Here is a 13,049-nt window from a genome sequence, read left to right on the forward strand (position 1 = left end):
CGATGCTGCGAAGAACCTGAAATATCGGCGCCATGACCCATAAAAAAGAACCAACGTTAGCTGGAAATAAAGAGCGCAAGCCTGGGCGACGCCCGGGCTCGGGTAGTAGCCGGCAGACAGTGCTTGATGCCGCACGCGCCCGTTTTGCCAGTGATGGATTTGCAGCGACGACCATGCGGCGCGTGGCAGCCGATGCCTCGGTAGACGTGTCCATGGTGATGCAGTTTTTTCGCTCGAAAGACGAGCTTTTTGCCGCGGTCATGAATATTCCAGAGTCGGCTCTGGAAAAGTTGAGCAAGGTTTTCGAGGGCGCGGACGACCAACTCGGGGAGCGCGTGGTTCGCGCTTTTCTCGAGGCGTGGGAAGGGGCGCCCGAGGAGTCGGAACCCCTGATGGCGATGCTCAGGAATGCAATGGTGAATGAGCAGGCGCGTCTTCATCTGCGGGACTACATCGAGTCCAGGTTGATGACCGGGGGTGGCGAATCTGCAGGGCCGGATGCCCGGCTCCGTGCGGGTGTAGCGTTATCGATGCTGGTGGGGGTGGTCACCGGACGGCAGATAATCGGTGTGCCGATACTGGTCGCGGCCGATCGGGAAGCACTGGTGGCAATGATCGCCCCGGCCATTCAGCTGACGCTGTTGCCGGCCAACACACGTACGATTGCGGCTGGCTGATCTCGAATCGCGGTGCCCACCTGATTGCCAGGTGGACACCGCACTCAACGCCTGCGCCCGCTTAGGGGACGATAGGCAGTTGCAGGTAGCTAGGGTAATCCGGGCCGGTGTAGATCCGGTTCAACGCATCAAGGTGATAGCTCTTGTCATACGCACGAACCGGCACCCCTGCCGGCGCGTAGGGCTGAATATCAACCAGCAGGCGGCAACCTTTGCGGATTAGCGCTGTACTGGGGTTGAGCCCGACTTCGATGGGCACAATTTCGCCACGCTGCAGTGGCGCGCAGTCCTTCTCCAAATGGGTATGCACGGGCCAGTATTCGGTCGAGCGCTCGACATCGAGTTGGCGTCGAGACACTTTCAACAAGCCATGTCCAACGGGGTGAATGTGAACCGGGTCCACCGGCAGGACCACCGATTCGTAGCGAATCTCCCTGTCTTGTTCATCGAGAACGCGCAGGGACACAAACACGTCCATGTCTGCGCTGCTCGATTCCACCCACAGCCCGACCTTCATGTACCCGGCGAGCACTATGTCTTCGCTCATGGGTTCGCTGACAAAAGAGATGCCCGTGGACCAGCGCGCAGTGCCATCATTGGAGCCTGCCGGCGCAAGGGTGGGAGTGCCCAGATCGAGGTGCGCGTCATACTCGGCGCTACTGTGTTCGGGCGGCAGGGTGTCGTTGATGCGCAGCACATTGGGGCGTCGACCATCGTTTTGCCAGGCAGATGGCCGGGCATCGAAGTACCAGCGACGGTATTGGGTTCGTGCTATCGGCCATTCGTTTTCGTGCAGGACTACGTGGGCGCCATTGCCGGTTCGAACCTGCACCCGTACCGGCGCTTCGTCCATCACACCGTTATCGACACCTTTGAGCCAGTAGTCGAAGTACCGCATGTGTTCGGCAATCGATTTGTTGCTGTAAGAACCCGGAAACCAGGCATCGGTGAAATCAAACTTCCTCGCCTTGGCTGCGGTGGAGCGGATGTAGGTTTCGCTGCTGCCCAGCTGATGAATGATGGCGCCGACTTGCGGGCCAACGATCCAGACCGGTGCGGTCGCCTTGCTCATGTCAGGGCGCATGAAGATGCTGCCGCGTGGGCCATAAGCGTCGATGTCGTTGAACGGCGTGGCCAGTACGCGAGCCATCCAGTCGGTTTCGGGACGCTCACCGCAGTGGTTGTTGCCGGACCAGATCTTCCACCACCAGTTCCAGAAACCGGAGCCGAAGATGCCACCGCCATACAGGGCCTCGTTGTAGATGTCGGCATCAGTGCCTTGCGCAATCATCGCCTTGAGGTGCGACGGCTGCAGGCTGGCGACGCTGTGTTGAGCCATGGCCAGGTAAGACATGCCCCACAAACCGACATTCCCGTTTGACCACGGCTGAGCGCCTGCCCATTCGATGGCGTCGTAATAGTCTTCGGCTTCCTGGACACTGAATGGGGCCTGCAGGCCAGGGCTCTTGCAAACGCCACGCGCGTCTACCCGGATGCACACGTAGCCCTCTGGCACCCATACCGAAGTGTCGACGGTCTCGTGGTTTTCATACTGGGCGCCGTCCGGGTTGCCGGAGAAATAGCGGTCCTCCATCTCTTCCTTGCGAATGACGTCGGCTTCGTTGCAAATGCAGTCGTGATAAAAGCTTTTGCCGTAGAAGCCCTTGCTCATGACGATGGGGTGACGTCCCTCAGCGGCCGGGCGGAAGACGTCGGCACACACGTAAGAGCCGTCGCGCAGCGGAATGCGCACGTCCGTCATCTTGATGATGCCGCGAATATTGCGCCGCAATTCGTTACGGCTGGTGGCGGCATCGCACAGCGTGCGTGGCGTTTTGGCGGTGAAAACACCAGGTGTGGCGTTGAGCGTTTCAAGGATCAGGAGCAAGGTGGGATCATCGGCAAAGCCGACCACGCCGCCCTGGCCCATGGGCATTATTGGCGGGCTGAAGTTGATCGGTGTAGCGCCAATCAGCTCATGCACGATGGGTGCAATTTTGACGCCCGACTCGATGTTGCCTTCCTGATCCAGTGTATGAACGAATCGGGCCAGGTTGGTCACCGACGGGTCGAGCAACTTGTCGATCTTGCCGTCCACACGGTTGGCGAGCTGCGCCAGGTTCAAGCGTGGCGCCGCCTCTATAGCGCCCAAAACGATCCCTCCGACCAAAAAGGTAATGGCCTCTTCGGCGCGGTACTGGAATTCACCTTTGTCCGTGGTAACCCCCGACAGTGTGGGCGTCTGGTATTTCAAACCGGCGATGGGGCCGGCAAAGACACCGGTAAGAACCGGGCTCAAAGCGGGGGTAGAAGAATGACTCATCGTTCACACCCCCATGATCGGAAGTTGCAGGTATGAGGCGTACTGCCCGCCGGTGTGAATCACGTGCTGACCTTTGTTGGCGCCGGTGTATTGGGCGATGCCAGGCATGATCGTACCCAGCAGATTTCGCGAGCTGATGATCAAGCGCAGCTGTTCACCTGGCTGGAACGCCCAGCCGATTGGCAAGAGGTCGATTTCGATCTCAACGATTTCGCCTGGCGAGAGTTTTTCGATGCGGTCGAAGCTGTGGGCCGGGACGTCGTCGGTTGAAAGCGTGTCATCAAGATGGCGAGTCGAAACCCGCAAGCGGCCATCCGATCCTTTGTAGCGCAAAACGGTGGCGCCGTGGTCGGTGACGTCATGCACCCTGGCGCTCTGGTTGGGCGCGGTGAATTGCTGTAGTGGGGTGCCGTATTTATCGAGCTTCTGGATCAGCACGAACAGGTCCATGTCGTCGGCCCCGCGTGTTTCCACCCACAGATGCGCCTTGGGGTAGCCGACCATCACGGTCTCTTTGTCGAAGCGCGTGATGAAGGAAACCGCATCGGGGTTGACCCCAACGTCGTAAGCCGCAGGCACCTCGTTGGTGGGTGCAGTTGCGCTCAAAATGCGCGCGCCACCGTCGAGGTACAGTTGGGTCGATACCGCTTGCGCAGGCGGGAATGCGTCGGCGGGCAGATTGACCTGGTCGCCGCCCTGGAAGTCATGCACCGCATAGCGCACGCGTGGTGTGGTTTCCCAGCCGTTGTCCAGGTCCTTCAGGTAGCGGTCGAAGAAGCGGCGCAGATCTTCCACGTTCGCTTCGTCGTAGTAGTCCGGCCATTCCTGGCTATTGTGGATGCGCAGCCATTTGTCTGCTGATGCCATGCGTCGCCAGGCGCGAAAGGTGCCTGCGGTGTGCAGCGTGTTGGAGTAGCTGGCCACCACGAAGGCAGGCACGGTGATGCGTTCAAAATCGGGGATCTTGTTGGCCCACAGTTCATTCATGAGCGGGTAGCGCTGCGCCTCGGACAGAACGTCTTCTTTCTGGTTCTTGCCGAAAAAGCTGCCGTGCTGCAGCAGGCCGGCGAAACCGGTGTCAGGCATGCCGCCGCGCATTACCAGATCGCGATAGACGTCGCTTACACCTTCCCAAGGATTGATCGCCGCCAGGTGTTTGGGCTGTTCAGCTGCGGTGAACCACTGCGAAACCGCGAGGTACGACGTCCCGCTCATGCCGACCTTGCCGGTGCACCAAGCCTGTTCGGCCAGCCACTCGATCAGGTCGTGGCAGTCACGACCTTCCTGGCGATCCCACAGTACGCTGTCGCCTTCGGAGTCCACTATTCCGCGAATATCGGGGTTGCAAATGGCATAGCCGTGGGCACACCAGTAAGCCGGGTCCGGCGCCTCGAACTTGGCCAGGCCCGAAACGACGGAATTGCTCAGCCCCACTAAACCGAAAACACCCATCACGCTTGCGGACGTGCCTTGGCCTTTGCCGTAAGGGCTCCACGCGACGATCACGGGTACTTTCTCGGTGCCTGCCGGGCGGAAGACGTCGACGTAAATGGTCACGCCGTCGCGAAGTTGGACGGCTACATCCTTCTCGAACACGATATCAACGGGCAGTGGCCGGAAGGGCGGCGCTACTTGAAAGCCTGCCTTCAGCGTTCGGGTACCGGGCTCAAATGCGGTGAAAACTCCGGTTCTAGCCGCCGGTAGCGGGTGAGACGGCACGAAAATCTTCTGGCAGTCGTTCATGCTAACTCCTTATTGTTTTTGATTATGGGACCGATTGCAGTAAGGTACGGCGGCCGACAAAATAATTCAACACGTGTTGATATGTGTGATGTGTCGAAATAATTAAGGTGTAAACATGATTAAAGAATCCACTCCCACCGCGCGCCGTGGGCGCCGACCAGGACCCAATAGCACGCGCCAAGTAGTGCTGGATGTTGCGCGAGCGCGTTTTGCCAGCGACGGGTTTGCCGGCACCACGATCCGGCTTGTGGCGGCTGACGCTGGAGTCGATGTGGCGCAAGTGATGCAGTTTTTCCGTTCCAAGGACGAACTCTTTGCGGCGGTAATGGCTATCCCGGGTTCCGCGTTGCAGCGGTTCGATGCACTGTATGAAGGGCCGGACGAGCACCTCGGCGAGCGGGTAGTGCGCGCCTTTCTCGACGCGTGGGAGGGCATAGCCGAGGAGTCTGAACCGTTGATGGCCACGCTTCGCGGTGCGTTCGTCAATGACCAGGCTCGCGATCAATTGCGTGCCTTCATTCAATCGCGGTTGCTGGCAGGCACCAGCGAACGGGGCGATTCTGATGCAACGCTGCGGTCTGGCCTGGCGGCATCCTTGCTCATCGGCCTGGTGGTCGGCCGGCGCATCATCGGAGTACCCGTTTTGGTCGGCGCGGATCCGGAAGAATTGGTCCGGGTTATCGGTCCGGCCATTCAACGTATTCTGGTGCCATAGGCCTATGGCCAACTTCTCTGCCGCCAGCTTCAAATTAGTGCACCTGGGAATACTGCTCGGGCGAACGGCGGCACTGAAGGATCGGCTGCTGGATCGGCATTTGATGCCTCTCGGCATCACCGCCGGCCAACTCAAAGTGCTGAGGATTATTGGTCGCGGTGATGACACGGCGGTCGCGCTGTGCCGACATTTATCCATCCACAGCGCCTGCATGACGCGAATGCTGGATCGCCTTGAGCGCAAAGGCTTGATCGTTCGTGCGCGGGACGATCAGGACCGGCGCCAAATTCGTCTGGTACTCACAGAAGAAGGGCAAGCGTTAAGCTCGCAGCGGCCGACGACAGAGGTCGATGCGATGAACGAGTTCACCGAGTGCCTCACCGCAGAGGAGCTGTCGCTGCTGGAGAGTCTGCTCGAAAAGATACTGAGCATTGAATCGCCGCGGGTTCTCTAGATCCGTTGCAGGCCCCGGGATTGCAATCTCATGACGGTGTTGCCTGAAAGGTATACATCGGCGTGATTCAGCCGGTGAGCAAGCACTGAAACATCTCGTATTAGTCGAATTCCGCTCGTTCGGCCACGTTGTTGAAACAGTCCCACGCCGGGCCCTTCCTCAAGCCCCCTCAAACACCGTTAACCTCGGTTTGGCCCTGGCCTGTAAGGCTACGGTAGCGCGCGCGACGTTCCCGTCACGCGTCCCTCATTGCGTTTTGCAACTGATGTATTTCCATCAATGTTCGTTCGTAACGCCCTCAAGCCAGTGCGCAAAGGTATATGCCTTTTAGGTAACACCCTGGGGTTTTTGCCATCTTTCAACAAATTTCAGGGGATCCTAAAGTCGCGACCGTAGTGCCACCCCATTCAGCGCAACAGTTGCCTGGTTGGCAGGACCAAAAAATTTTTTTGTCTGATTAATAGTATGAAAAACAAGAGAATATTTTAAAAATGGCATGTGTATCGCGAGCGCTGATCGTAGGAGGCGGCATTGCCGGATTGTCCGCGGCATTGACCTTGTCGCGTGCAGGGGTCCGCTGTGAAGTTGTGGAACTCTTCGACAAAACCGATGGCGCCTCCATGGCGCTGTCCGGTCGAGCGGCCGAGGCTCTTTTTGAGTTGGGCGTGTATGAGCAAAGCTGTGAGACCGGCAGAATGTTCAAGATCGATTCGTCCGCTGCTTCCTTATACGACGCCGACGGTCGTTTGCTCATGGCGCCGCCGCGTCGGCCGCAATGGCCAGGCTACAAGGATGCGGTCGCCGTGTTTCGACCTGCCTTTGCACAAATCCTCGAGCGCGAAGCGAAAGGGCTATGCACGTTGCGCAAAGGATTGACCATCACCTCTATCGTCGATGGCGAAGACGATACCCTGGTGACTTTTTCCACTGGCGAGACGCAAACCTATGACCTCGTCGTGGGGGCGGATGGCATTAACTCGACAACGCGCAAACTGGTATTTCCAGAAATGGGCGAGCCTAACTATTCAGGCCAGATCAGCATTCGCTGGATGGCGCCAGGCCCTGCTATCGAAGGTGAGGGCTGGTATGGCAGCGATGTCGGGAAACTCGGGTTCTACTACTTGCCCAGCCAGAACCTGGTCTATATCCCGGCCGTAATCTCTATCCCTGAGCGTCAATGGTTGAGCGATGACGATGTTCGTGGGTTGTTCACACGCCTGCTGGATTCGTTCTCTGCTCCGGCGATCAAGGAATTGCGCAGTCGGCTGCAGCCTGATGCCGCGTTGATCGGTCGTCCCTTCGAGTGGATTCTGGTGCCTGAGCAATGGCACCGCGGTCGAACACTTCTGATCGGCGATGCTGCTCATGCGACCACCGCGCACTTGGGCATGGGCGCAGGCATGGCGATTGAAGATGCGGTGGTACTTGGGCAATGCATTGCCGATGCCGCGTCATTGCCTCAAGCACTGGAGAACTTTCGCGAGCGTCGCTACGAGCGCGTTAAAACTGTCGTCGAGACCAGTGTCCAGTTATCCAGGCTTGAGCAGAACAATGCGTCGCCAGCTGAAAGCGGTGCATTGTTTGAAAAAGCATTTTCGGCACTGGGTGCGCCCTATTAATAAAACGCTGCATTAGTTGTTTAACCTGATTACTTAAAAGCGCAATTGTTTAGACGTAAAACAAAAACAAAAAAAGCCTGGGCTTGGGCTGTCCAAAAGATAGTTTCCTCCAGGCGCGTACATTCGGGAAGCACTTATGAGCACTGTAATAAATGGCAATGCCGGTTTGATTCGTTCGCTTGACGAATTACCCATGAGTCGACAACAAATACTGGTGGTGTGCATCACTATTCTTCTGGCTGCGCTAGATGGTTATGACGTACTTGCCACCGCGTTTGTCGCGCCGGCATTGAGTGTGGAGTGGGGCATCGATAAATCAACCTTGGGCATATTGCTGGCCAGCGGGATGATCGGCATGGCGACCGGCTCGGTGGTGTTGTCGCCACTGGGCGATATGATCGGTCGTCGGCCCACGGTTTTTGCCGGGCTTGGACTCATGATCCTCGGTTCACTGCTGTCGGCCTTTTGCCAAAGCGTTCCTTCACTGGCTGCTTGCCGGGTGATTACCGGGATGGGCATCGGCGTGATGGTGCCGCTCACCATGTCGATCGCCGCGGAGTTTTCCAATGCCCGTCAACGACCCTTTGCCGTTGCCATTACGGCCACTGGTTTTACGCTGGGCTCCGTTGCCGGAGGCTTGATCGCATCCGTGCTGCTAACGCACCTGGGCTGGCAGTCGGTCTTCATATCCGGTGCAATTGCCGGGGCCATTCTGCTGCCGCTGATTGCGATCATTCTCCCCGAGTCTCCGGCCTTTCTGCTGGGTCGGCGCCCAGCGAATACGTTGTCGAAAGTCAACCGGGTGCTGACTGACCTGAAACATCCGCCACTCACCGAACTGCCGAGTGTGGACGCGTCTGCCCGGGTGTCTTTTCGGGCTCTGTTTGCACCGCAGATGATCAGGATAACGGTGTGTTACGCGATCATCTGCATGCTGCTGACAACCACCGCGTATTTCTTGTTGAACTGGTTGCCACAGCTGATTGCAGATGCGGGTTTTCCTGCGTCTACCGGGAGCCTGGTATCGGCTATTTCAAGTCTGGTAGGCATGGTGTCTGCGCTGCTCATGGGCGTGCTGGCCAACCGGTTCGGGCCGTCATTGGTGGCGGCGTTGGCCATGATCGGCTTCGGGGTTTTTCTGGCCCTGTTCGGTTTCACCCCCGCGGCCTTGCCGCTGCTGATTCTGTCTGCTTCGGCCTGTGGTTTTTGCCTGTCGGGCGCCACTGCGGTGTTCTCCGCAACCATGGCAACGACTTTTCCCGCCCAAACTCGCGTTACAGGTATCGGCTTCGTGGTCGGCGTCGGCCGAATCGCCAGCGTGCTGGGGCCCTCGGTCGCGGGGTGGTTGTTTGCCGCAGGGTTGTCACGTGGCCAGGTGTCACTGTTCTTCGCCGTAGCGCCCGTACTGGCCGGGGTGTTGCTGCTGGCACTGTCTACTCGCCCGATAGCCACTGCCCGGGAGGTTGCAGCTCACAACAATCGCGCGTGATTTCTCAGGCAAAAGGTCGTTTAGCGGCTATCTCGGTTGGTCCAGCACCATGGCGCCTGTGATCATGGGTGCGCCCGGTCAACCGGCGCTGGGCGCCGAACTGACCAATAGTTTCTGCCGTACCGAACCCGAGATTGCCAAGCAGTTTGCGCGGGTGACGTTCATGTCGGACAACCGAAAGGATGTCGCAGGTTTGACTACACCTACCTTGATCCTGCAATCAACCGACGATCTCATCGCGCCTGTCACCGTGGGCGAATACCTGCACGCAGCGCTCCCCAACAGCACGCTCTGCTTGGTAACCAACGTCGGACATTGCCCGCACATGAGCGTACCGAGCGCCTGTTCTGAAGCGATGGACACCTTCTTGTCGCCGTGGGTGGGCGTTCATGTCGGCTGATGAACCACAAGTGCCCGACTCGCAGGCGTTATTTGAAGGCGCACCTTGCGGCCTGGTGGTGACGAAAGAGGACGGCACGATCCTGCGTGTCAACCTCACTTTCAGTCACTGGATCGGCCACGATTCTAAAACACTGCTTGGTCGGCGCTTCCAGGATCTGCTGACGATGGGCGGGCGCATTTTTCATCAAACCCATTGGGCGCCTCTGATGCGCATGCAAGGCTCTGTGGCCGAGGTGAAACTCGATCTGGTTCACCAAGACAAACGCTCCGTCACCATTTTACTCAACGGAGTGAGACGCGAGCACGCCAGCGGTGCGTTTTATGAACTGGCGTTGTTTGGCACCACTGACCGCGACAAGTACGAGCGTGAGCTGCTCGGTGCCCGAAAAATTGCCGAAAATCTTTTGCAGGAGAAAATATTCGCCGAAACGGCGCTCCAGCAAGCCCAAAGTGCACTGAGCAAGGCGTATGAAGAAGCCAAACGTCGTGCCTCGTTCGCCGAACAAATGGTTGCCATCGTCAGCCATGATCTGAAAAACCCGTTGACTGCGATCAAAATGGCCTCCGACATCCTCGCACGAGGCGAAAACACCGCCAGGGAAGTCAAGTTGCTAGGCCACATCAGCCAATCGGCGGACCGCGCCGAACGCATGATTGCCGACCTGCTGGACTTTGCCATGGCCAGAGTAGGGCGTGGAATTGCGATCAGCCCTGCTTCGGTGGACCTGCATGCATTGGTCAGTCTTAGCGTCGATGAACTGCGCATCGCCTTTCCTCATGTCACTTTGCTGCATCAGTACAGTGGGGCGGGCAGTGCTTATCTTGATACCGATCGGACGCAGCAGCTTATCGGCAATCTGGTCGCTAACAGCGTGGCTTATGGCGATTTGAGAAAGCCGATCATAGTGACTTCGCGACTCGAAGAGGGTCAAGCCACCGTGGCGGTGCATAACGAGGGTACGGTTATTCCGGAGTCGACGATGGCAACTTTGTTCGAGCCTATGACCCGAGGTACGCAGACTGACAGTGACGCTCGCAGCGTAGGTCTTGGGTTGTTTATCGTGAGGGAAATCGCCAGGTCACATGGCGGGGATGTTTCGGTAAGCTCAAGCCACGAGCAAGGCACAACGTTCGATGTCCGTTTTCCGCGAGCCAGTAGTTTGGAGGTTTAGCAGACCTGTGTCTGGATGGGATTTGGGTCGGCGGTCCCGCTGCCGGACTTCAAGCTGGCGTGATTAGTGCTTCGAGCTTCAGAATAAAAAAAACAGGGAAGAGGCGACGTTTTATGGCTACAACGCTGAGCCGCGTGGAAGTCGATTGCATTGCAGAGATTGTCTGGCGACTGAGTGAATGTCGCGGTAAGCCAGAGGCCAGGGCGGCGGTACTGCCGCTAGTCACGCAGTTAGTTGGCGCCGAGCACGGGGCTTCCTTCGTCTGGGACGAAGGCGCAAATCGCTCAACGCTCCGTTGTTCGGTCAATATCGACGATCAGTGGCTGGATGCATACGACGGCTACTTCCATGAAGTCGACTTGATAACGCCCGTATTGCGCTCTATAGCGCTGGCGACCAATGTCGACCGCGTCGTGCAGCGCAATCATCTTGTGCAAAGCGAGTTCTATATCGATTTCTTGCAGCCTATGGGGATGCACCATGGGATCAACGTCTACTTCTTCGATCAGGGTCGAGACGTGGGTGATTTTCGGATATGGCGCGGGCCCGGCGATGCAGCTTTCGCCGAGCGGGAAGAATTCATTCTCAATGAATTGACCCCGTACTTCGTGAAATCATTCGCGGGTTGTTCCGCGTGCCACCCGAAGCTTTCCAAACGCGAGTCCGACGTCGCCAGACTGGTCGCCAAGGGGGCGAGCGACAAAGAGGTCGCACGCCAGTTGGGTATCGCCTTCACCACCGTTCGTACCCACCTTAATAGTGCCATGGATAAACTCGATTGCGCTAACCGTACGCAACTGTCCCGTCATTTTTGATTGATCGCAGCACCTCCTCATTTTTGAGGAGAGTCACTGCTCCACGAGCTCGTTAAGTTAGTTCACCCGGCACTTTCGCCGCTGAACTCATGAGACAGGCCATGCAAGACTCAAAATCGATCAAAGGTGCCTTGGCTTCGGCGAATACCGCCGCGAGTTTTGTTGCGCCATCACACGATGCTTTGCCTGAACTGACGGTTACCGCCGCCGCTGCGCTGTTACGTTCTAAAACGTTAACAAGCCGCCAACTGGTCGAGGCCTGTCTAAGACAGATCGACACCCACGCGCACCTGAACGCGTTCATTTCTTTCGACGCCGAAAGCGCACTTGCCAAAGCTGACGCCTATGACCGGCGAATCGCCGCAGGTGAAGCCGACCTGCCGTTAGGCGGCGTACCCATTGCTATCAAGGACAATATCCAGGTCAAGGGCTTCGCGACTACCGCCGGCACGCCCGCACTCAAGGATTTTCACCCGGCCCGCACTGCAGCAATCGTCGATCGGCTCGAAGCTGCTGGCGCAATTATCATTGGCAAGACCAACATGCATGAGTTGGCGTACGGGGTGTCTGGTTACAACACGGCCTGCCATGTGCCCGGCGTCGTGGGCGTGCGCAACGCGTACCACCCCGATTACATCGCGGGCGGTTCATCCTCCGGAAGCGCCAGCGCAGTAGGGGCAAGGCTGGTGCCGGCAGCACTGGGCACGGACACGGGCGGCTCGATGCGTCTACCCTGTGCACATAACGGCTGCGTTGGATTTCGGCCCTCCGTAGGCCGTTACAGCACAGACGGCGTAGTCCCGATATCAACCACGCGCGATACGCCGGGGCCGATGGCACGCTCCGTGGAGGACGTGATTCTGCTCGATCAGATCATCACCGGCCTCGCACCAGCAGCAGTACCCGCGCTTCAGGACATTCGCCTGGGCGTGGTCAAAGAGTTTTGGGAAGAACTGTCTCCAGAGGTGGCGTCCCAGGCCAAAGCGGCGCTGTCTCGTCTGGAGAGGGCCGGCGTGGTGATGGTCTCTGTATCACTTCCTGACATACGTGCGCTTAATGCGAAAATCAGCATGCCTATTGTTCTCTATGAGGCATTTGATGCGCTGGAAGAATACCTGGAGCGCAGTGACGCAGGCATAACGCTTTGCGCCTTGGTAGCAGAGATCTCCAGCCCAGACGTCAAACAGATTTTCGATCACTTCATCATGCCAAGGAAATTTCCGGTCGCGGACGGGGGCTTGGAAGACCTGGCCGAGGCTTACCGCTGGGCGATCGAGACAGGGCGGCCGACAATGATTAACGACTACCGCGCCCTGATGGAGAAGCACAATCTGCACGCGCTGATTTTTCCCACCATTCCAGATCTCGCCGTCCCTAGTTCACCAGAAGCGTCCAGCCTGACCGCGTTCGCACGCATGACTCGTAATACAGATCCTGGCAGCAATGCCGGACTCCCCGGAATCAGCCTGCCCATAGGGCTCGCCGGCAGCCCGCTCTTGCCTGTCGGCCTGGAAATCGACGGACTGCCCAACAGTGATGATCGGCTATTGGCCATCGCGCTGGCGCTGCAAAACGTGTTCGGTCGTGAAGCGCCGCCTGATTGTGTATTGGGTTAGCGGCGCAGAAGTCCACACCGCGAT

Annotated in this window: 11 protein-coding genes; 9 read left to right on the forward strand and 2 right to left on the reverse strand. The window is 58.1% G+C overall.

Annotated features, from left to right (window positions below):
- The first annotated feature begins 32 nt into the window (after positions 1 to 32).
- Complete coding sequence (locus ACQR3R_RS03245; RefSeq protein WP_428270563.1) at positions 33 to 677, forward strand: TetR/AcrR family transcriptional regulator; 645 nt, start codon at positions 33 to 35, stop codon at positions 675 to 677.
- 61 nt (positions 678 to 738) lie between these two features.
- On the opposite strand, the gene ACQR3R_RS03250 is transcribed toward ACQR3R_RS03245, so the two are convergent.
- Both ACQR3R_RS03250 and ACQR3R_RS03255 read right to left on the reverse strand, forming a co-directional pair.
- Entirely contained in the window at positions 739 to 3,000 is a 2,262-nt protein-coding gene (locus tag ACQR3R_RS03250) for a CocE/NonD family hydrolase (protein WP_428270564.1), read from the reverse strand.
- 3 nt (positions 3,001 to 3,003) lie between these two features.
- Entirely contained in the window at positions 3,004 to 4,743 is a 1,740-nt protein-coding gene (locus ACQR3R_RS03255; protein WP_428270565.1) for a CocE/NonD family hydrolase, read from the reverse strand.
- A gap of 115 nt (positions 4,744 to 4,858) precedes the next feature.
- Here ACQR3R_RS03255 and ACQR3R_RS03260 point away from each other — a divergent pair, with 115 nt between their 5' ends.
- From ACQR3R_RS03260 to iaaH, 8 genes are all read left to right on the forward strand, one after another.
- A complete protein-coding gene (locus ACQR3R_RS03260; protein ID WP_428270566.1) occupies positions 4,859 to 5,458 on the forward strand; it encodes a TetR/AcrR family transcriptional regulator in 600 nt (199 codons plus the stop codon).
- 4 nt (positions 5,459 to 5,462) lie between these two features.
- Complete coding sequence (locus tag ACQR3R_RS03265; protein WP_428270567.1) at positions 5,463 to 5,912, forward strand: MarR family transcriptional regulator; 450 nt, start codon at positions 5,463 to 5,465, stop codon at positions 5,910 to 5,912.
- Positions 5,913 to 6,403: 491 nt separating this feature from the next.
- Complete coding sequence (locus ACQR3R_RS03270; RefSeq protein WP_428270568.1) at positions 6,404 to 7,531, forward strand: FAD-dependent monooxygenase; 1,128 nt, start codon at positions 6,404 to 6,406, stop codon at positions 7,529 to 7,531.
- A gap of 136 nt (positions 7,532 to 7,667) precedes the next feature.
- Entirely contained in the window at positions 7,668 to 9,020 is a 1,353-nt protein-coding gene (locus ACQR3R_RS03275; RefSeq protein WP_428270569.1) for an MFS transporter, read from the forward strand.
- A gap of 64 nt (positions 9,021 to 9,084) precedes the next feature.
- Positions 9,085 to 9,420: an alpha/beta hydrolase gene (locus ACQR3R_RS03280; RefSeq protein WP_428270570.1), complete on the forward strand. Its 336-nt coding sequence runs from the start codon at positions 9,085 to 9,087 to the stop codon at positions 9,418 to 9,420.
- Positions 9,410 to 10,594 carry an ATP-binding protein gene (locus ACQR3R_RS03285; protein ID WP_428270571.1) on the forward strand — a complete coding sequence of 395 codons (1,185 nt, stop codon included), beginning with the start codon at positions 9,410 to 9,412 and terminating at the stop codon, positions 10,592 to 10,594. The genes ACQR3R_RS03280 and ACQR3R_RS03285 overlap by 11 nt, the downstream gene beginning before the upstream one ends.
- Before the next feature lie 113 nt (positions 10,595 to 10,707).
- Positions 10,708 to 11,409 (forward strand): LuxR C-terminal-related transcriptional regulator, encoded by a 702-nt coding sequence (locus ACQR3R_RS03290; protein ID WP_428270572.1) that lies wholly within the window; start codon positions 10,708 to 10,710, stop codon positions 11,407 to 11,409.
- A gap of 101 nt (positions 11,410 to 11,510) precedes the next feature.
- Positions 11,511 to 13,025 (forward strand): indoleacetamide hydrolase, encoded by a 1,515-nt coding sequence (gene iaaH, locus ACQR3R_RS03295; RefSeq protein ID WP_428270573.1) that lies wholly within the window; start codon positions 11,511 to 11,513, stop codon positions 13,023 to 13,025.
- Positions 13,026 to 13,049 lie beyond the last annotated feature (24 nt).

Source organism: Gordonia sp. IEGM753 (assembly GCF_050321825.1).
In the GTDB taxonomy this organism is placed as follows: domain Bacteria; phylum Pseudomonadota; class Gammaproteobacteria; order Pseudomonadales; family Pseudomonadaceae; genus Aquipseudomonas.